At 36.0% G+C, this 21,795-nt stretch carries 19 protein-coding genes and 1 pseudogene; 18 read left to right on the plus strand and 2 right to left on the minus strand.

What is annotated here, in order from left to right:
- The first annotated feature begins 122 nt into the window (after positions 1-122).
- Both ACX9TM_RS05760 and ACX9TM_RS05765 read left to right on the plus strand, forming a co-directional pair.
- Entirely contained in the window at positions 123-335 is a 213-nt protein-coding gene (locus tag ACX9TM_RS05760; RefSeq protein ID WP_001986098.1) for a hypothetical protein, read from the plus strand.
- Positions 336-339: 4 nt separating this feature from the next.
- On the plus strand, positions 340-645 hold the full coding sequence (locus ACX9TM_RS05765) for a DUF2087 domain-containing protein (RefSeq protein ID WP_000140291.1): 306 nt from the start codon (positions 340-342) through the stop codon (positions 643-645).
- Between the two features lie 26 nt (positions 646-671).
- On the opposite strand, the gene ACX9TM_RS05770 is transcribed toward ACX9TM_RS05765, so the two are convergent.
- Entirely contained in the window at positions 672-1,025 is a 354-nt protein-coding gene (locus ACX9TM_RS05770; RefSeq protein ID WP_001068218.1) for a PH domain-containing protein, read from the minus strand.
- Between the two features lie 133 nt (positions 1,026-1,158).
- On the opposite strand from ACX9TM_RS05770, the gene ACX9TM_RS05775 reads away from it, so the two are divergent.
- On the plus strand, positions 1,159-1,668 hold the full coding sequence (locus ACX9TM_RS05775) for a GNAT family N-acetyltransferase (RefSeq protein ID WP_000620467.1): 510 nt from the start codon (positions 1,159-1,161) through the stop codon (positions 1,666-1,668).
- A 194-nt stretch (positions 1,669-1,862) separates the two neighbouring features.
- Positions 1,863-2,876 (plus strand): LacI family DNA-binding transcriptional regulator, encoded by a 1,014-nt coding sequence (locus ACX9TM_RS05780; RefSeq protein WP_000103715.1) that lies wholly within the window; start codon positions 1,863-1,865, stop codon positions 2,874-2,876.
- Positions 2,877-2,915: 39 nt separating this feature from the next.
- On the opposite strand, the gene yhfH is transcribed toward ACX9TM_RS05780, so the two are convergent.
- Positions 2,916-3,044, minus strand: coding sequence for a protein YhfH (gene yhfH, locus ACX9TM_RS05785; RefSeq protein ID WP_000567010.1), 129 nt, complete (start codon positions 3,042-3,044; stop codon positions 2,916-2,918).
- Positions 3,045-3,247: 203 nt separating this feature from the next.
- Here yhfH and ACX9TM_RS05790 point away from each other — a divergent pair, with 203 nt between their 5' ends.
- From ACX9TM_RS05790 to ACX9TM_RS05855, 14 genes and pseudogenes are all read left to right on the plus strand, one after another.
- Positions 3,248-3,982: an MBL fold metallo-hydrolase gene (locus ACX9TM_RS05790; protein ID WP_000784668.1), complete on the plus strand. Its 735-nt coding sequence runs from the start codon at positions 3,248-3,250 to the stop codon at positions 3,980-3,982.
- Positions 3,983-3,991: 9 nt separating this feature from the next.
- On the plus strand, positions 3,992-4,981 hold the full coding sequence (gene lplA / locus ACX9TM_RS05795; protein WP_065382105.1) for a lipoate--protein ligase: 990 nt from the start codon (positions 3,992-3,994) through the stop codon (positions 4,979-4,981).
- A gap of 139 nt (positions 4,982-5,120) precedes the next feature.
- Positions 5,121-5,549 carry a hypothetical protein gene (locus tag ACX9TM_RS05800; protein ID WP_063220298.1) on the plus strand — a complete coding sequence of 143 codons (429 nt, stop codon included), beginning with the start codon at positions 5,121-5,123 and terminating at the stop codon, positions 5,547-5,549.
- A 161-nt stretch (positions 5,550-5,710) separates the two neighbouring features.
- On the plus strand, positions 5,711-7,243 hold the full coding sequence (locus ACX9TM_RS05805; RefSeq protein ID WP_006916060.1) for a fatty acid--CoA ligase family protein: 1,533 nt from the start codon (positions 5,711-5,713) through the stop codon (positions 7,241-7,243).
- Positions 7,244-7,410: 167 nt separating this feature from the next.
- Complete coding sequence (locus ACX9TM_RS05810; RefSeq protein ID WP_048656907.1) at positions 7,411-7,587, plus strand: hypothetical protein; 177 nt, start codon at positions 7,411-7,413, stop codon at positions 7,585-7,587.
- Positions 7,588-7,761: 174 nt separating this feature from the next.
- Positions 7,762-8,817 carry a sulfate ABC transporter substrate-binding protein gene (locus ACX9TM_RS05815; protein ID WP_000758703.1) on the plus strand — a complete coding sequence of 352 codons (1,056 nt, stop codon included), beginning with the start codon at positions 7,762-7,764 and terminating at the stop codon, positions 8,815-8,817.
- 34 nt (positions 8,818-8,851) lie between these two features.
- Positions 8,852-9,679, plus strand: coding sequence for a sulfate ABC transporter permease subunit CysT (gene cysT, locus ACX9TM_RS05820; protein WP_048656902.1), 828 nt, complete (start codon positions 8,852-8,854; stop codon positions 9,677-9,679).
- Between the two features lie 11 nt (positions 9,680-9,690).
- Positions 9,691-10,548: a sulfate ABC transporter permease subunit CysW gene (gene cysW / locus ACX9TM_RS05825; protein ID WP_063220297.1), complete on the plus strand. Its 858-nt coding sequence runs from the start codon at positions 9,691-9,693 to the stop codon at positions 10,546-10,548.
- Positions 10,549-10,561: 13 nt separating this feature from the next.
- Entirely contained in the window at positions 10,562-11,635 is a 1,074-nt protein-coding gene (locus tag ACX9TM_RS05830) for a sulfate/molybdate ABC transporter ATP-binding protein (protein ID WP_048656904.1), read from the plus strand.
- Positions 11,636-12,175: 540 nt separating this feature from the next.
- On the plus strand, positions 12,176-18,913 hold the full coding sequence (locus tag ACX9TM_RS05835; protein WP_065382106.1) for a DNRLRE domain-containing protein: 6,738 nt from the start codon (positions 12,176-12,178) through the stop codon (positions 18,911-18,913).
- Positions 18,914-19,090: 177 nt separating this feature from the next.
- Positions 19,091-19,504, plus strand: a complete 414-nt coding sequence (locus ACX9TM_RS05840; protein WP_063220295.1) for a thioredoxin family protein — start codon at positions 19,091-19,093, stop codon at positions 19,502-19,504.
- A gap of 353 nt (positions 19,505-19,857) precedes the next feature.
- Entirely contained in the window at positions 19,858-20,175 is a 318-nt protein-coding gene (locus tag ACX9TM_RS05845; protein WP_065382107.1) for a ribonuclease E inhibitor RraB, read from the plus strand.
- A gap of 122 nt (positions 20,176-20,297) precedes the next feature.
- Positions 20,298-21,031 (plus strand): annotated as a pseudogene (locus ACX9TM_RS05850) (RHS repeat-associated core domain-containing protein); the annotation flags it as partial.
- Positions 21,032-21,061: 30 nt separating this feature from the next.
- Positions 21,062-21,763, plus strand: coding sequence for a hypothetical protein (locus tag ACX9TM_RS05855; RefSeq protein ID WP_065381921.1), 702 nt, complete (start codon positions 21,062-21,064; stop codon positions 21,761-21,763).
- Positions 21,764-21,795 lie beyond the last annotated feature (32 nt).

Genomic DNA, 21,795 nt, shown 5'->3' on the forward strand with positions numbered 1-21,795 from the left:
TTTTTTATTTTAATAGAGGGCATCTTTTCCTTAGTTCATCTATAAATCTTTCTAAAAGCTATAGAAACGAAAGAAAAGGAATTACAACAATTTACAGAGAAACATAGGGTAGAGGAGTTGATATGATGAAAGGCAATCTTACTTATTATTTTATCGTAAATCCGCTAATAATCTTTCTTGTTTATGCCCTTTCACCTATATTGTTTGATAAAGAAGTATATACAAGTATGAAAGATGCATTTGGAATACTTACGTTCTATTATGTGTTAATGGGTGGATATTACTTTATTGATATTTTAAGTGAAAAGATAAAGAAAAAAAGTGATGGAGGATAACAAAATGACTGAAAGTGAAATGAAATTCCGGGATACGACCATTCGTAACTTTTTCGATAAAGAGGATCGTTTAAAATCGATTCCAGGTCAAAAGAAGAAAAAACTAGTATTGTTAGAGCATTTAATTAGCAAGTTAAATGCTGAAAATCAATATACAGAAAAAGAAATTAATACATTTATAAAACAATATCATGATGATTTTTGTACAATTAGACGTGAATTTATTGTACAGGGGTTTATGAATAGAGAGGATAATATGTACTGTATAAACGGGAGAGAAGTTTGGACGAAGTGGGAGGAGTTAAAATAATGAATCAGCGAGGGGATCCCCGCTGATTATAAGCCTGTGCTAGTCTTGCTGTTTCTTTGTAGTAAGTCTATGAACGCTTCAACATTCGAACTTGTAATGTATCCAAGCGTTATATGTTCATCTTCATAGTAAAATATTATTTTTTTGTCAAAGATTCTTCTCTTCGTTTCTATGGATAGAATTTTTTCATAATCAAATTCGGCAATGAATGTGTTTTTATATTGGCTAAAAAAGAGAAGTCTTTGATTAGTAGCAAGTAACATGCCAGGATACGGGACTTTATGCGTAATCATATAGCCAGTAAGTGAACATTTTAAAGTAGATAAAATTTTTTCTTCTTTATGTAATAGTTGTTTTGCAGCTGTTAAGATTGGATTCATTGTATACATTCCTTTTATTTTGATATATGAATATTGTATCAAGAGTAAAAAGATTCTCAATATGTAATATTGCATATTGGCCGTTTTATAGTTGTAATATTATTTTTAAAAAGAAAAAGTACGAGGTGATTCAATGATACGGTTAGTAAAAGAGACTGATGCAGAAGCAATTATGAATATTAGAAAAGAAATTATATTATCGGAAACTACTACAAAATTTTTCATAGTATCCCCAAAGAAGTTACCGAATGATATGAATGCAGAAAGAGAAAAGATACGGAAAAGTAATGAGAAAGGTAATCTTTATATCGTGTATGAAGTAGATGGGAAGGTAGTTGGCTTTTTAATTTTCAACCGATATGAACTAGAACGGTTACAACACGCAGGCACAATGGGAATGGGGATTAAAGAGGCGTATTGTAATCAAGGCATCGGCACGAAATTAATTGAATTTCTTATTAGTTGGGCGAAAGGGCAGAAAGGTTTAGAGAAAATTTGTTTAGGTGTAGTTTCTGTTAATGATCGGGCAATTAAAGTGTACAAACGTATGGGCTTTGTAGAAGAAGGCAGACAACGAAAGCAAATAAAGTATGAAGATGGATCATATGGAGATGACGTATTGATGGGGTTTTATATTGAATAAAGGATATATGGTATTAAGAAAAGGAATGTACATAACGTAAATTTCTAAAAGCAGTATATTGCCCATGCATTAACAGACTTTTACCTATGTATAATATTAATATAGTAAAATCATAACAACCGATATTGCAGTTTCCAATAATATACTATATAATCAATTTAAGAAAACGTTTTCATGCAAAGGGGGAGAATTTCGTGTCGACTATAGAGGACGTGGCGAAATTAGCGGGGTTATCAAGGACAACGGTTTCTAGGGTGATTAATAATCATCCATATGTTTCAGATGAGAAGAAAAAAAGGGTTCAATTAGCAATGAAGCATTTAGGCTTCGTTCCTAATTCTGCGGCGAGAAGGCTTCGTAAACAAAAAACAGAAACAATTGCGGTGCTCGTTCCAAGGATTACAAATCCTTTCTTCAGTAGATTTATCGAAGCAATCGAGATTGCTGCTTCTGAACATAAATATAAACTGATTATTTGTCAAACAAGATATTTACCGGAAAAAGAGATGGAGTATTTACAATTATTATCTACGAAGCAAGTAGATGGGATTATTCTATGTTCACTAGAAAATCCGTGGGAAGATGTAGAGCCATACTTACAGCATGGTCCAATCGTGTTGTGTAATGAATATATTGAGGAAGCAAATATTCCAACAGTGAAGTTTGATCATGCGCAAGGAGCATACATAGCTGCGAAGCATGTGTTAGATCAAGGATATCGTAATCTTATTTTTTGCCGTGGTAACGAAACCAAAGTCGTTAGCCAGCAGCGAAAAATGGGCTTTTTACGTGCAATAACTGAGAAGAGCCGCCAAGTAGAAGCGATTGACTTTCTTGAAAACGCTTTCTCTTGGGAGGATGGAAAACGAATATTCCATGAAGTATTAAAGGACAAAAAAAATCCTACCGCGATTTTGGCAGGAGGCGATGAGGTAGCAGCTGGAATTATCTCAGAGGCGAAACGCCATAACTGGAGCATTCCAGATGATCTCGCTGTTATCGGTTTTGATAATCAAATATTATCGCAGATTACAGAACCAGGTATTACGACTATTGAACAGCCAATTGATGAAATGGCCCGAAAAGTTGTCGACCTGATGATGGATAAAATCCATACGAAAAATTATCGGAAAAAAGAATTGTATGAGTTTGAACTGGAGCTCTTGGTGAAAGGTTCAACGATGAAGGATAAGATGTTATTAGCCTAGTAGACTATGTCTGCTAGGTTTTTTTATGTTCACAAACTACTATTCTTCGTGAACGCAATCGTCACATTTGTTATGGTATGCTTCGTGTTGCTCATCAATTTCTTTCCCACAGTGCGCACAAGTTTTCGTCGGTAAATTTCTGAAAAACTCCATTGGTTGATCGATCATGTCAATCCCTCCATTTCCATTTCTTACTATCATTGTATTAGTACAAAAAATAAAAGTCAACAACTGTTTTATAACAAAATTGAAAATTAATGAAAAAGTTTAGGAAATGGATTATAGTTAACAATGTAGGATGTAAGTAAAAAACTTTCTCAAGTACGGAGAAAAACTGCATTCCTACTCGGTTTTAGAAAGGATGGATACATATGAAAATGACTGTTGTCGGCTTTTGGGGCGGCTTTCCAGAAGCGGGAGAAGCAACGTCGGGGTATTTGTTTGAACACGATGGTTTTCGTTTACTTGTAGACTGTGGTAGTGGTGTACTAGCACAGCTTCAAAAATATATAACACCGTCTGATATAGATGCAGTTGTACTATCGCACTATCATCACGATCATGTTGCAGATATTGGGGTATTGCAATATGCGAGATTAATTACGAGCGCGACAACAAGGCAACTACCAGAACTACCAATATACGGTCATACGTTTGATGAGAATGGTTTCCATTCTTTAACACATGAACCGCATACGAAAGGAATCGCGTACAATCCAGAAGAAACACTTCAAATTGGACCGTTCTCGATTTCATTCTTAAAAACTGTTCATCCTGTTACATGCTTTGCGATGCGCATTACAGCAGGTAGTGATATCGTAGTATACAGCGCTGATTCCAGTTATATTCCTGAGTTTATTCCATTCACGAAAGATGCTGATCTTTTCATTTGTGAGTGTAATATGTATGCACATCAAGAGGCTGCAAAAGCAGGGCATATGAATAGTACAGAAGTAGCAAGTATTGCAAAAGATGCGAATGTAAAAGAACTTTTATTAACGCACTTACCGCATACAGGCAACCCATCTGATTTAGTAACAGAAGCAAAACAAATTTTCAGTGGTCACATTACGCTAGCGCATAGTGGCTACGTATGGAACTCATGAGGTGATACGATGTTATTTATTGATAATAAAGGAATTACAGACCCTAGAATAAACTTAGCGATTGAAGAATATTGTTTGAAGAATTTAGATATTAACGAAACATATTTACTGTTTTACATTAATGAGCCTTCGATTATCATTGGTAAAAACCAAAACACAGTAGAAGAAATTAATGCAGATTACGTAAAAGAAAAAGGTATTCATGTCGTTCGTCGTCTATCAGGCGGAGGCGCAGTATATCATGATTTAGGAAACTTAAACTTCAGTTTTATTACGAAAGATGATGGAGACAGTTTCAGCAACTTCAAAAAATTCACAGAGCCTGTAACGAAAGCGCTTAGTAAATTAGGCGTAAATGCTGAACTAAGTGGTCGTAACGACATTTTAGCTGAAGGTAGAAAAATTTCAGGTAACGCACAGTTCGCAACGAAAGGTCGTATGTTCAGCCACGGTACGTTACTATTTGACTCTGAAATCGATCACGTCGTATCAGCGTTAAAAGTAAAAATGGATAAGATTCAATCAAAAGGAATTAAGTCAATCCGTAGCCGCGTTGCGAACATTACAGAGTTCCTAAACGAAGAAATGACGACAGAGGAGTTTAGACAACTTCTTCTAGAAACAATTTTCGAAGGAGAAACAGAAATCCCAACGTATGAATTAACAGAAAATGATTGGAAAGAGATCCACAAACTTTCTGAAGAACGTTACCAAAATTGGGATTGGAACTACGGAAAATCACCGAAGTTCAACTTACAACATTCACACCGCTTCCCAGTTGGACAAGTTGATGTTCGTCTTGAAGTGAAAAAAGGAACAGTAACAGAATGTAAAATTTACGGCGACTTCTTCGGTTCACTAGATGTTCATGATATCGAAGAGCGTCTAACAGGCGTTCAGTTCGATAAAGATGCATTCACTGCAGCTTTAGAAGGCGTAGATATCGCACGCTACTTCGGTAACATTACAACAGAAGATTTCTTACATTTATTCTTCTAAAAATGAGGGAGGCTGCCATAAAGGCAGCCTCTTTCTTTTTGTAGTTTTGTCGATATAATTCCATTTACCACAAAATGTATACTTACAGGACATCTGCCTCTTATAAAGGAATATATATATGAAAAGGAGGCGAATCGAAATGAAAAGAGTAATGTACGTTATATTATTGCTCAGCTTCGTCATCGGAATGACAGCGTGTAACAGTGGATTGCCCTCAAGTCGTACAATTTTGTCTATCGGAAAACCGGCTGAGGATAATGTTATATATTTTACGCATACAGATAACAGACGAAAGATACAGGAAATACAAGACATGTTTCAAAATAAGAAGTGGAAAAGAAATGAAACATTCAGCACTGTTAATAAGACACCAGATGTCGTTTTTTCAATAGATGAAGACAATACAGGGTTACCGACATTATATGTTACGGTGTATTTTCATGAAGATGGAGCGGACGCTCTTAACTTGCACGGCGAGCATACGACGTTAAATAAAGAGGAACTTAATAAACTTAGAGAAAAGATGAATGCATATTATCCTAAAATGATTTCTGGTCTAGTTTCATAAATTACTTACAAATAAAATCCCCTTATTTTTCCAAAGTAAACTAAGAGTAGGTGGTCTGTCTATATGCAGTTAATAGAATATCACTTGCCACTTTAATTTTCTTTTAATATAATTAATTTAGAATTTTTAAATATTCTAAATTTTATAAAGGTGGGGTTTTTGTGAATCTCGTTCAATCTTTGGCTGAAACGGCAAAAAAGAAGGGGGATAAACCGGCTTATATATTTATGGATCAGTCGGTCTCATATGACCAATTAAACAAAATGGTCACAAGGTTTTCTGGCAATTTAGCAGAAATGGGCATTGGAAAAGGGGACAATGTCGCATTAGTTGTTGGGAACTCACCACATTTTTTGGTCGGTTTATACGGAACAATGAAAGCCGGAGCAACTGTTATTCCAGTTAATCCAATTTATACAGCAGACGAAATGCATTATATTTTACAAAATGGAGATGTAAAAACAATCATCGTACTCGACGTCCTTCTACCTGTTATACAATCTCTTACAACAAGACTTCCTTCATTAGAAAACATCATCATATGCGAAACCTCATCAGATTTTAACCATACAGAAACCGAAAAAATGAAAACGTTTACTAGTTTTGTGGGGACTGGAGATACAACTTACGAAGGTCCTGAACTAGATGAAGAAGATGTAGCGGTTATCCTATACACTTCGGGCACAACTGGAAAACCGAAAGGCGCTATGTTAACACATAAAAATTTATATAGTAATGCGAGCGATGTGGCTTCGTATTTACAATATACGGCTGATGACCGCGTTGTTGCGGCACTGCCTATGTTCCATGTATTCTGTTTAACAGTTGCGGTAAATGCACCGATTGTGAACGGGGCAACGATTTTAATGTTACCGAAATTTAGTCCGAAAGAAGTATTCCGTATTTGTCGTACGTACGAACCAACGATCTTTGCTGGCGTACCGACGATGTACAATTATTTATATTTATTTGAAGAAGCAAGCGCAGAAGATGTGAAGACGCTTCGTCTTTGTATTTCCGGTGGCGCATCGATGCCTGTTGCTCTTCTACAAAACTTTGAAAAACGTTTTAACGTTATTGTTTCAGAAGGATACGGTTTATCAGAAGCCTCACCAGTTACTTGTTTCAATCCGCTAGATCGTCCTCGTAAACCAGGGTCGATTGGCACAAATATTTGGCATGTAGAAAATAAAATTGTAAATGAACTTGGGGAAGAAGTACCTGTCGGCGCAGTCGGTGAATTAATCGTTCGCGGACCTAACGTTATGAAAGGATACTATAATGCACCAGAAGATACAGCTGCGACATTGAAAGACGGCTGGCTATATACAGGTGACTTGGCGAAAATGGATGAAGAAGGTTACTTCTATATCGTGGATCGTAAAAAAGATATCGTCTTAGTTGGCGGTTATAACGTATACCCTCGTGAAGTAGAAGAAGTATTATATACGCACGAATCAGTAGCGGAAGTTGTTGTAATCGGTGTTCCTGATGAAAACTTAGGAGAAGCAGTGCGAGCTTACGTCGTTCTGAAACAAACGAACGTAACAGAAGAAGAACTAATGCATTACTGTACGTTACATTTAGCGAAATATAAAGTGCCGAAAAGCATTGAGTTTTTAATAGAATTACCGAAGAATACGACGGGTAAGTTGTTAAGAAGAGCATTGAGAGAGAAAGCGATGCAAGTGTAAAAATGAGGCAACCATCTTTGAAGGTGGTTGCCTCATTTTTTTGTGCATTGATTAAGCTGTGGTGCCATATATTTAAAGCTTCATATGACCAACAAGGAGGAGATATACATAGAACAGAAGGGATTAACGCTTACGGCGAGTGCAATATCTTATTTGTGAAATTATGGATGAACTCTGAAAATGATAAGAACGGTAATTTTAATCAAAATGGAGTAGTGGACTGTGAATCAATGGCTACGGTGTTAGTAAATACATATAAATTAGAATGGAATGAAAATAGTAAGTTACCAAAAGAATTTGCTGATTTGAAAAATCATTGGGCTCGAAGTATGCCAATATTTTAGTTTAGCAAGAAAATTCAAATTCCAAGTTGACACATATGAATTACAGAATTAAAATGAAAAGAAATCGAATACAATACATTAGAAGCTAATCAGATAAACTGAAGGCGCACAATGTTCACATTTGTGAATATATTGTGTGCCTTTTTCTATTGTATAAACTAAGGGGGCTTAACGATGAAAAAGTGGGGTAAGACAGCGTTTATGAAAAGTACAGGTGTTTTATTATCAGCAGTTGTACTTTTATCAGGGTGTGGTTCGGCAACATCCACTAGTAATTCTGAAGGAAGTGGAGATAAAAAAACAGTTGAGCTTTTAAATGTTTCTTATGATCCAACGAGGGAGTTATATCAAGATTTCAATAAAGATTTTGCGAAGTATTGGAAAGAGAAGCATGGGCAAACAGTAAATGTAAAACAATCACACGGGGGATCTGGAAGTCAAGCGCGCTCTGTTATTGATGGCTTAGAAGCAGACGTTGTTACACTAGCACTTGCTTATGATATTGATGCGATTAGTAAGAAAAAACAATTAGCAGAAGATTGGCAGAAGCGACTTGCGAATAATTCCACTCCATACACGTCAACGATTGTATTTCTTGTTCGAAAAGGAAACCCGAAAGGTATTAAAGACTGGGATGATTTAACGAAAAAAGGTGTGTCTGTCATTACACCAAACCCAAAAACATCAGGCGGGGCACGTTGGAACTATTTAGCGGCGTGGGGATACGCACTGAAAAAATATAATAATAGTGAAGATAAGGCGAAAGAGTTTGTTAGCCAAATTTATAAAAACGTAGAAGTATTAGATTCAGGAGCGCGCGGAGCAACGACAACATTTGTTGAAAAAGGAATTGGTGACGTATTAATCGCATGGGAAAATGAAGCGCTATTATCCCAAAAAGAGCTTGGAAAAGATAAATTTGAAATTGTAACTCCTTCTATTAGTGTACTTGCAGAACCACCAGTAGCGGTTGTAGATAAAGTCGTTGATAAAAAAGGAACGAAAAAAGTAGCAGAAGGGTATCTTGAATATTTGTACTCAGAAAAAGGACAGGAAATTGCGGCAAAAAACTTTTATCGTCCGCGTAATGAAAAAGTAGCAGAAAAATATACATCCCAATTTCCGAAAGTTCAATTATTTACGGTAGATGAACTATTTGGTGGCTGGAAAAAAGCACAAGAGAAACACTTTAATGACGGCGGCGTGTTCGATAAAATTTATCAAAAATAATGCGTACTGCTAAAGGGGGATGAGGTGAAAGAGGATGAGGAAGAAACGTATTTTACCAGGGTTTGGATTATCGCTTGGATTTACAATGTTGTACATGAGCTTATTCGTACTTATACCACTTTCTATCGTATTTATTCAAACTTCACAGTTAGGTTGGAAGAAGTTCGCTGGGGTTATAACGAACGAGCGTGTGTTGCATTCCTATCAAGTTAGTTTTACAACTTCATTTGCAGCTGCTATTGTAAATGCCATTTTCGGTTTATTAATAGCTTGGGTGCTCGTACGCTACAAATTTCCAGGGAAACGACTATTAGATGGACTTATTGATTTACCGTTTGCACTTCCGACAGCTGTAGCTGGTATTACACTTACAACGCTTTATGCGGAAAATGGATGGATTGGGAAAATATTTAGTCTGTTTCATATAAAAGTAGCTTTTACACCACTCGGAATTATCGTTGCGCTTACTTTTATCGGTTTACCATTTGTCGTTCGAATGGTGCAACCAGTGCTGCAAAATATTGATAAAGAAGTAGAAGAGGCGGCTTCGAGTTTAGGTGCATCCCGCTTGCAAATATTTGTGAAAATCATTTTACCAGAGATCTTTCCCGCTCTTCTTGCCGGTTTTTCACTCGCATTTGCAAGAGCATTAGGAGAATACGGATCTGTCGTTTTCATCGCAGGTAATATGCCGATGAAAACAGAAATTGCACCACTGATGATTATGACGAAACTAGAACAATATGATTACGCGGGGGCAACAGCTGTAGCGACCGTGATGCTTATTATTTCTCTCCTTTTCCTTCTTCTTATTAATATGATTCAAAGCTGGAGTAGAAGGCATGAACTAAAAAGTGAATAGGGGGAGAGAAAATGGAACCAACAGTATTAGAAAAGAAAATAGTAAAAAGCGTATCAGCTAAAAAAGAATCTAAGCTTGTACCAGGCATATTAATTACGATTACAGTTTTATTTTTATCTCTCTTTCTATTACTGCCACTCATAACTATTTTTCTAAAAGCCTTTGAAAGAGGGATGGATGTATACTTTGCCGCTATCACTGATCAAGAAGCATTTTCAGCAATTAGGTTAACGCTTCTCGTTGCGTTAATCGTTGTACCGCTGAATACGGTATTCGGAATCGCAGCGGCATGGCTTATTACAAAGTTTCAGTTTAAAGGAAAACAAGTATTACTCTCTCTTATTGAACTGCCGTTTGCTGTGTCACCAGTTATCGCAGGATTAGTATTCGTTTTACTTTTCACACCGAGGGGTGCTCTTGGCGAATGGCTACTTGAACATGGAGTGAAACTCATTTTCTCTGTACCAGGCATTATTATCGCAACAATCTTTGTAACCTTCCCGTTCGTTGCACGTGAATTAATTCCGATTATGCAGGCGCAAGGGAAAAGTGAAGAAGAGGCAGCTTTATCACTTGGCGCAAGTGGCTGGAAAATGTTTTGGCGCGTTACGCTTCCAAATATAAAATGGGGTCTTTTATACGGCATGATTCTATGTAATGCCCGTGCTATCGGTGAGTTTGGAGCCGTTTCTGTCGTATCAGGTCACGTGCGTGGCATTACGAACACGATGCCGCTCCATATTGAAATTTTGTACAATGAATATCAATTTTCAGCAGCATTTGCAGTAGCGACGTTAATGTCATTAATTGCAGTGTTTACACTCGTTATAAAAAACTGGATTGAATGGCGAATGGAAAAACGACAATAAGAGGGGGATTACGGTGAGTATTCAAATTCAAGGTGTATCAAAGCAATATGGTACATTTCAAGCACTAGCAGACATTCATTTGGATATTCCAAAAGGCGAACTTGTTGCCTTATTAGGCCCATCAGGTTCTGGGAAAACGACGTTATTACGCATTATTGCAGGATTAGAAGAAGCGGATGGAGGCTCTATTTCATTTGATGGAGAAGATTTAACAGACATTCACGTGAAAAACAGGCAAGTCGGTTTCGTCTTTCAGCACTATGCGCTCTTTAAACATATGAATGTATTTGAGAATGTCGCTTTCGGTTTAAAAGTAAGAAAGAAAAGCTTAAGACCGTCAGCAGAAGCGATAGAAGAAAAGGTAACAGAATTATTAAAGCTCGTAAAAATGGATGGCTTTGCTAAACGTTATCCAGCGCAATTATCTGGTGGACAACGTCAACGTATTGCACTAGCCCGGGCACTTGCAGTCGAACCGAAAATTTTATTACTCGATGAACCGTTCGGTGCACTCGATGCGAAGGTGAGAAAAGAATTACGCAGATGGCTCCGAAAATTACATGACGAATTTCAAATTACGAGCGTATTCGTAACACATGATCAAGAAGAGGCGTTAGACGTTGCAGACCGCATCGTTGTAATGAATGAAGGCTGCATTGAACAAATGGGAACACCGGAAGAAGTATATGAAAACCCAGCAAGTCCGTTTGTATATGACTTTTTAGGAAATGTAAATTTATTTCACGGCCGCGTTCATAAAGGAAAGCTAAATGTAGGATCGGTCGAACTAGAAGCACCAGAGCATAAGCACGTTTCCAACGTAGACGGAATAGCCTACGTAAGGCCGCATGACTTATCAATCTCTCGTACGAAACAAAGCATAGATGCAATCCCGGCAAAAGTATCTTATTCTCACGCAGTCGGAAATATCGTATATGTAGAATTAAAACGAGACGGAACAGATGAATATTTAGAAGCAGAAATTACGAAAGAACAGTTCAAGCAGCTGAACATTCAAGCGGGTGATTTCGTATACGTACAGCCGAAAGAAGTGAAAGTGTTTATTCCGGAGGATTTTGTAATTTAAGAGTGTTCACTCTTAAATTACAAAATCTATTAATAAGAAAAGGTCTCCTAAAAGATATTTTAGGAGACCTTTTCTTTGTTTATCGTAATAACTTTTCTCATATGAAATGTAGTCGGAAGTTTGCATATATAATAGCGGAGCGTGTTCACACAACTATTTGGTACGAGTAGTAATGAAGAGATTCTTCTTACTTTCTTAAACACAGTTATTACAATTAGAAGACCCACATTTACGCTATTCCAATGAAACTCAATGTATTAGCTTCATTGGAATGCTAGAACAAAAGTGAATGTAAAAGTTTAGTTGAATCATGTTCATATTCTGTCGTTAGTAAATAATAATAGATGTAATTATTGTAATCTTAAATTATATAACAGAATTAATTATCTGAAATGAAATTTTAAAAATTGTTATTAAATTGTCGTATTTTGTGCACAAAATCTTCAAAACTTTAAAACTGTATTTACTTTACTCTTTGGTTTATATAAATTGTGATATGTAACATTATATATGTTAAAAATATTTCAGTGAGGTGAGTTTATGGAAGGTAAGAAACAAAGGAAGTGGTATCAGTATTTAATACAACTTATCGTAGTTGCATTAATTGTTACTTCTATACCACTGAATGGGTTGGCAGAAACGGCACCGCCGTTTACACCATCTCCAAATTCAGAACAAAGTCCAGAAGTGGAAAAGAAAGAGGAGCAGGAATTACCAGCTCCACATCCAGATCAATTAAAGAAGGATAAGGCTAAAGCACAGGCGAGTCCGACTGAGATTGTAGAAGAAAGAACGGAAACCGAAAAGGTTTTTGATAACAATGATGGTACTTTTACAAAGAGGGTATATACGGAACCGATTCATGCAGAGAAAGATGGAAAGCTAGAAGAGGTTTCACCAAAATTAGTAGAAGCACCAAATGAAAAAATTGTAACGGAAAATACAACATTAGAATCAGAGTTTGAGAAAGCGACACAAGATGGAAAGTACGTTCAATTTAAAGTAAAAGATCATACGATTCAGTATAAACTAATAAGTGCAAATGGTGAAAAAGGTGAAATGAAGCCATCACCAGTCACTGCAACACATGAAAATAATACAGTATGGTATAAAGGGGTCTTCCCAAATATTGATTTAAAGAGTACGACATTCAATGAAAATGTAAAAGAAGATTTTGTATTACGTGAGTATACAGGACACCACATTTTTACATTTGCATTAGAAACAGATTTAACACCTAGCTTACAGGAAGATGGTTCAATCGACTTCCAAGATGAGAAAAAAGAAAAAGTATTCACATTGCCGAAACCATATATGGATGATTCCAATGTGGACCAGCAATCAGGTGAGGCTGTAACGTCAGATGCAGTTCGCTACAATATTGAGAAGAAAGATGAGAAAACATATACATTAACTGTTACTGCAGATCCGCAGTGGTTACAAGCACCAGAGCGAAAATATCCGGTATATGTAGATCCTTCAATTGAATTGGATAATTTTGAAAATGCTTACGCTTCAAGTGCGTATCCAACTGTCAATTATTCAGGGGGAAAACTTTGGGATTCAGGTCAAAATGCTTATACGTTAAAAGTTGGATATTATGATGGAGCATCTGGAACTAATTTTTCATTTATTAAACCAGATGTTTCAAACTTAAAGGGTGCAAAGATTGAAAGTGCAACATTCCATGCCTATGCAGTTTGGCATTATTATGCGAATCAACCAAATGGTGTTTGGTTAGATGAAGTAACAAGTGGATGGAATGTTGGAAGTGTAAACTGGAATAACAAACCAGGTTCTAACAACATTGCACACGCTGATGTGGGCCGCGGAAAATGGGCCCAGTTCAATGTAACGAATACAGTGAAAGCATGGGTAGAAGGCGCGAGAACAAACAATGGCTTTAAGCTACATGCAAATGGTAATGGTCAAAACCATTGGAAGAAATTCATTGCAGCTGAAAATGGAACGAATGCACCATTCTTGGAAGTGAAATATTCCTACGCAAAACCAAATAAGCCAAGAGTACAAGCTTACTCAAATGGCAGTGGGAGTGGTTCTGGTCACTTCAATGTACAATGGGACGCAGTTCCAGGAGCAACAGGTTATAAAGTTGCCATTTTTAATGGATATGACTATGAATATATTCCTGTTGGGAATGTGACAAGCTGGACGACGAAAGATAAAAAGATATTCCCGACGCCAGAAGAAATTGCACAAGGGCGTTACTGGATACATGATGACGGGAAAGGTGCAGAAGCGCCTACTAACCCAGGACAAATATATAAAAATGCTTACGAGTCAGGAGGTCCATACGGGGATTATAGCGGAAGAAGTAGCTACTGGATTCGTATTGTAGCAGAGTATCCGTTTGGGGATAGTCCACTTTCAGATGAAATAGTTCCATTTATTCCATTAGAACAAGTGAAAAAGCCAGATGGATCGGCCTACATTAATGCGACAGATAAAGAAACAGGATATGTCACATTAAAGTGGGATGCAGTTCCAGCGGCTGCAGGCTATAAAGTTTGGATTTATAACGGAAAAGATTACGAAGCGTTCGATGTAGGAAATAAAACAAATTGGACAACGCAAAATGAGAAAATTTGGCCAACGAAAGATGAAATTGCAAAAGGCCAATATTTACTTCATCATGATAAAAAAGGTGCAGAATTAGCAGTTGATCCATCACCTGTGTATAAAAATTCTGGCGGAATTTATGCTGGCTTTAAAAATTATTGGTTCCGTGTAACAGCGTATAGTAAAGCCGGACATGCTGAAAGTGAAATTTCGCATGAATTTGTACCTAAATTCTCCCAAGACTTTGGATTTATGGGAATGTTTGATTACTGGGCATCTATTCCAGTTTTAAACGGACAAGTAAATGCATTTAATGGGAACTTCTTAATGAAAGAAACGGATATGACTTTATCTGGTCGTGGCCCAGATGCATCCTTAGTCAGAACTTATAATAGTCAATTAGGGCATATAGGTTTGTTTGGTAAAGGGTGGTACAGTAGTTTAGAAGAAAAAATTTGGCCAGATGCAGAGGGGAACTTACTGCTACATACTGCAAATGGTGCAGATATTACCTTTACTAAAACTGGTGAAAATACGTACCAAGCACCAACTGGTGTATATTTAGAAATTAAGAAAGTATCAGGTGGTTATGAAGTAAAAGATAAAGATCAAACAGTTACTTTCTATCATCATACAGATTTAAGAGGAATCGGGTATGTAAAAGATAAATACGGAAATACGACAACTTATGAATATGATGATGAATTCCGTTTATCAAAAATAAAGAACGCTTCTGGTAAAGAGTTAGTTGTACAATATGATGGAAATAATAAAAAAGCAGCAAAAGTAATCGGTCCAGATAGCAAGACGATTACATTTAAATATGATGGAGATTTACTCGTTTCTTCTACAACACCAGAAGGAAAAGTATATAAATACGGATATGATAATGGATTACTAACATCTATTTATGATCCGCAACATACAGATACCAAACCATATAAAACATCATATGCATACGAGAATAATAGATTAGTAAAAGTAACGGATCCATTAGGAAAAGCTACGACATTAGCATATAATACAGATGCGAAAGAAGTTACGTTAACGAATCCTAAAGGGCGTAAAACTGTTTATACGTATAACGATGCTGGAAACCCAGTCAAAACAGTTGAAGATTCTGGGCGTCTAAATTTAACAACAACATATGAATATAATGCAAATAACCTAGTAAAAACAACTACCCCGAAAAATCAAACAGAAACAGCGACCTATGATGGTAATGGGAATGTAACTTCTGTTACTGATGAAATGGGAACAGAAAAGTTTGAGTACAATAAAGACAACGGGCTTATAAAAGCGACAGATAATGAAAATCGTGAAACAACAGTTGCTTATAAAGCAGCAAATACAGAAGTGTCTGAAACTGACCAAGCAGCAAATACATCATCTTTCATGCAGTATGATCAGTTTGGAAATCCAATTGCAACAACTAGAGAGCTGGGAACAGGAGAAAACCTGATTCAAAATCCAAGCTTTGAAATGAATAACACTGAGAGATGGAATGAAGAGAAGACTAATAGTCATGGATCATTGAAAAAAGATGCAATATTCGCGCCAGGTGGATTGGGTGGATCTTCATCTTTACAAATGATAGTAAAGGCGCAAAACGCTGGTTGGGGATACCATAGTGCGATTCAAGATGTGGTAGTAGAACCAAATACAACATACACATTAAGTGGGATGATGAAAACATCATTAACTCACGCTGGTGCATTTTTTAATGTTCAGTTATTAAAAGAAGATGGAACCCCTCTTGGAAGTGGGAATAACTGGTTTGATACACGTCATAATAGGATAGAGGGCGAGAAAGATTGGACGAATCGCCAAGTAACCTTTAAGACAACAGATCAAACAAAAAAAGTTAGAATATATCTACAAGTTGATTATAATCGAGCAGATTCAAGTGGTTCCGCATGGTTTGATAAGATTCAACTAGAAAAAGGTGAAGTTTCTTCTAGCTTTAACCCAATTGAAAATAGTAGTTTAGAAAATATGGCGGGAAATGGCTGTATGCCAGGTTGGATTAGAGGAGATGGAACAAGCTGTGATTCGAAAGATGTTTCTCAGCAAGAGAGCTTTACGGGACATTCATCTATTGTATTAGAGCGTAGCCAATATGGTGGTTCAGATGTAGGATATGGCAAGCATATCACTATAAATCAGAAAAAAGCAGAACCAATTACGCTAACAGGAATGTCTAAATCAGTAAATGTAGAAAATACTGCACCAGATAAACTCTCTCGAGATTACTCTATTTGGGCAGATGTACATTATCAAGATGGTAGTGGGGAAAATTTCCAAGCGAAATTCCCAAGTGGGACAAATGATTGGAATCGTAGTGCGGTTGTAATCCCTGCCACTAAACCAATTAAACGTATGGAAGTTTATCTGCTCTTTAGAAGAGAGAATAAAGGAAAAGTTTGGTTTGATGATATACGCCTATTAGAAGGAAATGCTCTTATAAAAAATGAGTACGACAACGATGGAAATGTTGTTGCTATGTATGATGAAGAAGGACAGAAAAATACATTCACATACGATGCATCAGGAAATAAAAAGAGTGAAACCGATGAAAAAGGAAATACAAAATTATATGATTACAACAAAGATAATCTATTAACAAAGGTTACATTAAAAAATGGTACCTCTGTAAATTATCGTTATGATCATAATGAAAATACAACAGAGAAATCTGTCATGTTTGGCGGGAAAACGCAAACACACAAATATGAATATGATGTAGATAATAAAAATACAGTGTATATCGATGCGTTAAACCGTCGTATTGAAAATACGTATGATGAAAATGCAAATAATATTAAAACAAAAATGCCAAATGGCTCTATTTTAGAATCTGTTTATGATACTGCAGATCGCGTCATTGGTGAAAAGCGAAATGGAAAAGATTCATTTACATTCGAACGTGATCAAAATGGACAAGTTACGAAAGTGAAAGATCTTGTCAACGGCGTAGAACGCACGAAAACATACGACAAGGCTGACCGCGTTATAAGCGCAACAGATAGCCGAGGCGGAAAAGTTGACTGGACATATCATGACAAAGCAAATAGTAAGACAGAAAAGTTAAAAGAACAAACGATTACGCAAGGTGGATACACAAATAAAGTATCGTATGACTACAACACGTTAGATCAAAATATTCGTGTGACAGATGGGTCTCAAACGTATCGATTTGATTATGATGATCAAGGAAATGTTCGTACGTACACAGCTGGTAATGGTTCAGGTTCTACTTTTAACTATGACCATGCGAATAAAATTAAAGATTTAGTAGTAGGCACATCAAATAGTATTCTACTTTCGGAGCGATATGAATATGACCAAGCAGGTAACCGAACGAAGATTAAGTATGAAGGTGCGGGCGGAAAAGTAACAGAAACAAACTTTGTATACGACCCGATTAACCAATTATTAAATGAAGCATTACCAAACGGAACAAGTAAATCTTACACATACGATGGATTTGGAAACCGCACAAGTGTGAAAGTTGTAGAGAATGGAAAAGAAACAAAATCTATAGCGGCAACATTTAATGAAGGAAATCAGCTTGTAAAATTCGGAAACGAATCGTTAACGTATGATGTAAATGGAAATCGTACATCTGATGGAAAGTACAAGTATACATGGAACGAAGATAATCAGATTGTAGCTATCACAAAACAAGGTGAGAGCAATGCATTCGTAACGTATAAGTATGATGAGGATAATCGTCGTATTGAAAAGAATGTCAATGGTCAAGTAACACGCTACTTCTATGATGGAGATAGTATTAACCCATTGTATGAGACGGACGGTAGTGGAAAGGTACTTCGCCAATATGTGTATTCCGTAAATGGTTTACGCATGGCTATGAAATCGCAAGGGCAAACATTATACTATCACTATAATCCTCGTGGTGACGTAGTTGCGATGACAGATCAAAATAGAGAAGTTGTCGCAACGTATGAATATGATTCGTGGGGGAACGTATTAAAGAGTGAAGTAAAAGGTATCGCAGCAGAAAATCCATTTGGATATGCGGGATACATGTATGATAAAGAAATTGGTATGTATTATCTGATTGCGCGTTACTATAATCCGGAGCATGGTGTGTTCTTATCGATAGATCCAGATCCAGGTGATGAAGATGATCCAGTCACACAAAATGGTTATACGTATGCGGATAATAATCCGATGATGATGACGGATTCGGATGGTCACTCACCAACGCTATTAATTAATGCTGGTTTTGCGATTTACGATGGATATGGAGCGTATAAATCAGGCGCTAATTGGAAACGGATTGGAATAGCAAGCGCTAAAGGTTTTGTAGGTGGAGGACGAATTGGCGCTGCGAAAAGAGCACTGAAAGGTGCGAACTATCTGATTCGACCTGGTAAATACGCAAAAGGTTCGATTCCAGCATTTAAAGGGAAGTCACGTAATTTTTCAGCTAATACTCGAAAGGTAATTAATGAGTTAGGTAATAAAAATGGTTGTCATAGTTGTGGAGTAAAAAGACCAGGTACAAAAAGTGGGAATTGGATTCCGGATCATTTACCTGCCAACTCTCTTGCGAAAAAAAGAGTAAAACAAAGATTGTACCCGCAATGTTTGAAGTGTTCTAGAAAGCAAGGCGGTAGACTTTCTGCTATAGCTAAAAAGAAAAAAGCATTTAATAGGAGAAACAATTAGATATGAAACAAGAAATTGATAGAGTTAAAGAGATTCAAAAAATGATGCAGTAATATAATTAAATTGAAAATTATGTAATAAGTTAATATGTATAAAGTGGCTGTGTTATTAAAAGGAGAGGATTAATGTTCTCTCCTTTTAATTGATTATAGTTATTAAAATTAGTGGAGGTGCTTGATGAAAAAATTGATAGTAATATGTTCTTTTTTTGTCCTCTGTGTAGGTATATTGCATTACCTGTCAAAAGATGGTGAAAAAAGCAGAGGCTATTATAATGAACAAATTTCTTTTGAACAATTAAAGGAGGATTTAAAGAGGGAAGAAGAACGAGTAGTTTATTTTTATAAAGATGATTGTCAATATTGTAAAAGACTAACACCTACCGTTGTGCCGTTAGCAAAAGAAGGTGCCATCGCTTTGAATGTGCTAAACGCTGGGAAGTATATAGAAGCTTGGGATGAATTTAATCTTGAAGGAGTACCTGCAATTATTCATTTTAGAGAAGGGAAAGAAGTTTCAAGAATTGTAGGAGTAGAAGAAAAAGATGTGTATAAAAATTGGTTCCTAGAAATAAAAAAAGAGCATTCTTAATCTATATTCTGTGCCCTTTTCTAGAAGTCGATCAAAAAAACTTAAAGATTTATCGATAGCTGATTTTAGCTACGTATTAGATTTGAAAATGAAAAAATTAGAAACTTACAATCTTTACAATTGGAAGTTAATCTTTATAAAGGTATAGAAGTTTTTGCGGTATTCGATATTTAGAGTTGATAGATATTATAAATAATTTGAAAGAACTAAATTGTTTTTCTTTTGTAGGTAGTACTGTTGTCGATGGAGATTTAAATTTTTGTGAAGGAATAGAATATGTGAGCTTTACAGATAAGAAACATTATTCACATAAAAAGTTATCTTTTAACAAGGTATAATGAAAGGGGAAAAAAATGAAATTCCCAAAAGATGAAGATGGACAAGTATTAAATATGTTATACAAGCAAGGGATAGATTTTAATAAAAAACATATAGTAGATTTTTTTATTGTAATTCCTGATCAAGGTAATGGAGAAAAAATAATTGGCAGACTACAAGAGCTGGGCTTAAAGTGTGAATTAGATTATAATGAAGAATTTGAAGATTGGACATGTACTTGTTCTAAAGAAATGTTCTTAATTTATGAGGATATTGTAGAGATGCAAAAGGAATTGAGTACCCTAAGTGATGCGTTTGGTGGATATACAGATGGTTGGGGGACTTTTGTCTAATAATGAGTTTGTTTATGATAATATGCTAAATTAGACTGGGTAAAGAAATATTTGTGGAAAGAAGAGCTATTATTTGCTCTTCTTTCTTTATGTATAAATGGATTTTGGGTAGTGGAATCAGAAAGACAAACGTCTATCACTACAACCCTCGTGGTGATGTAGTTGCGATGACAGATCAAAATAGAGAAGTTGTAGCAACGTACGAATATGATTCGTGGGGTAACGTATTAAAGAGCGAAGTAAAAGGTATCGCAGCAGATAATCCGTTTGGATATGCGGGATACATGTATGATAAAGAAATTGGCATGTATTAATTGATTGCGCGTTATTATAATCCAGAGCATGGTGTGTTCTTATCGGTGGATCCTGATCCAGGTGATGAAGATGATCCTGTGACACAAAATGTATATACGTATGTAGATAATAATCCAGTAATGTTAATCGATCCAGATGGTAATATACCTGTTGCTCCACTTGTAGTGGCTGGAGCGAGAATGGCTGCCCCTCATGTAGCTCGCTATGCAGCTAAAAAGCTAGGCACTATATATATAGATATGCTAGAGGTCGAGGTTTTGAAAAGAAAGTATTAAAAGAGCTTGGATTAGCGAAAAATACTAAAAAGGTAATGGGCCGGATTCCTGATAGTTTATCTAAAGGGAGAATTACAGAAATTAAAGATGTCCGAAAGATATCATATTCCAAGCAGTTTAAACAATATGCGAAGTCAGGTAAGCGGATTGATTTGATAGTTTCTAAACATTCTAAAGTTTCCAAGCCGTTAATAAATGCGATTAACAAATCTGGTGGGAAAATAAAAGTACGCTATGGAAAAAATAAATATTATACTTATAGATAATATTTATAAATTTAAAAAATGGAGGTTTTTATGTCTATACAATTAGATATTTATACGAAGGAAGATATTTCTTCGCATGAATATGCAAAATTTTTCTTTGAAGCAATCGAAAAAATGGGATTGAAATTTACAAAAATGGCACAATATGAACCAATTAATAAAGTATTTACAATTGAACAGGCTTTGAAGATGTGGATGCATGAAGAACCAGGTTGCTATGATTTTGAGTTAGATGAGATGATGGGTACAGCCGGTGGAATGCTTGGGAGAGGAAATGGCTTTTGGTTTAATGTAGCGTGGTGGAAAGATTCTAGGGGAAAGAGTATCAATTATTTAACTATATCGTTCACAAAGAAAATTTTTACTAAATACCAAAAAGAAATACTAAGTTTTTTTGAAGGAGCATTGGTTGAATTTAATGCCATATACGGATATATCAGTGATGAAAAAATGGTAGATAGACAACATATAACAGGAACAATAAAGAATAGAATACCCGGAATATTTGAATATAATTATTTCGGGAAATCATTTGCTGATTTTATAGGGAAGGATAAGCTTCAATCTCTTCCATGGTCTAATTCTTTTCCGCTAAACGAAGGACTACTAACAGTTTTAAATGATAAGAAGGAAGAAGAATTTTTACTGTTAGAACAGCGAACGAAGGAGCTCATTGGATTGAACCTTTTTAATGGGAAATCAAGTGATTATCCAGATGTTTTGAAGGGATAGAAAAAGATTCATGTCTTTTTGAGAACTATTTT

Source organism: Bacillus sp. LH1 (genome assembly GCF_057924895.1).

What these genes read in the sequence shown, in the direction of transcription:
- ACX9TM_RS05760 (WP_001986098.1), top strand. Translation starts at nt 123, where the DNA reads ATGATGAAAGGCAATCTTACTTATTATTTTATCGTAAATCCGCTAATA.
- ACX9TM_RS05765 (WP_000140291.1), top strand. Translation starts at nt 340, where the DNA reads ATGACTGAAAGTGAAATGAAATTCCGGGATACGACCATTCGTAACTTT.
- ACX9TM_RS05770 (WP_001068218.1), bottom strand. Translation starts at nt 1,025, where the DNA reads ATGAATCCAATCTTAACAGCTGCAAAACAACTATTACATAAAGAAGAA.
- ACX9TM_RS05775 (WP_000620467.1), top strand. Translation starts at nt 1,159, where the DNA reads ATGATACGGTTAGTAAAAGAGACTGATGCAGAAGCAATTATGAATATT.
- yhfH (WP_000567010.1), bottom strand. Translation starts at nt 3,044, where the DNA reads ATGATCGATCAACCAATGGAGTTTTTCAGAAATTTACCGACGAAAACT.
- ACX9TM_RS05790 (WP_000784668.1), top strand. Translation starts at nt 3,248, where the DNA reads ATGAAAATGACTGTTGTCGGCTTTTGGGGCGGCTTTCCAGAAGCGGGA.
- lplA (WP_065382105.1), top strand. Translation starts at nt 3,992, where the DNA reads ATGTTATTTATTGATAATAAAGGAATTACAGACCCTAGAATAAACTTA.
- ACX9TM_RS05800 (WP_063220298.1), top strand. Translation starts at nt 5,121, where the DNA reads ATGAAAAGAGTAATGTACGTTATATTATTGCTCAGCTTCGTCATCGGA.
- ACX9TM_RS05810 (WP_048656907.1), top strand. Translation starts at nt 7,411, where the DNA reads ATGAACTCTGAAAATGATAAGAACGGTAATTTTAATCAAAATGGAGTA.
- ACX9TM_RS05815 (WP_000758703.1), top strand. Translation starts at nt 7,762, where the DNA reads ATGAAAAAGTGGGGTAAGACAGCGTTTATGAAAAGTACAGGTGTTTTA.
- cysT (WP_048656902.1), top strand. Translation starts at nt 8,852, where the DNA reads ATGAGGAAGAAACGTATTTTACCAGGGTTTGGATTATCGCTTGGATTT.
- cysW (WP_063220297.1), top strand. Translation starts at nt 9,691, where the DNA reads ATGGAACCAACAGTATTAGAAAAGAAAATAGTAAAAAGCGTATCAGCT.
- ACX9TM_RS05835 (WP_065382106.1), top strand. Translation starts at nt 12,176, where the DNA reads ATGGAAGGTAAGAAACAAAGGAAGTGGTATCAGTATTTAATACAACTT.
- ACX9TM_RS05840 (WP_063220295.1), top strand. Translation starts at nt 19,091, where the DNA reads ATGAAAAAATTGATAGTAATATGTTCTTTTTTTGTCCTCTGTGTAGGT.
- ACX9TM_RS05845 (WP_065382107.1), top strand. Translation starts at nt 19,858, where the DNA reads ATGAAATTCCCAAAAGATGAAGATGGACAAGTATTAAATATGTTATAC.
- ACX9TM_RS05855 (WP_065381921.1), top strand. Translation starts at nt 21,062, where the DNA reads ATGTCTATACAATTAGATATTTATACGAAGGAAGATATTTCTTCGCAT.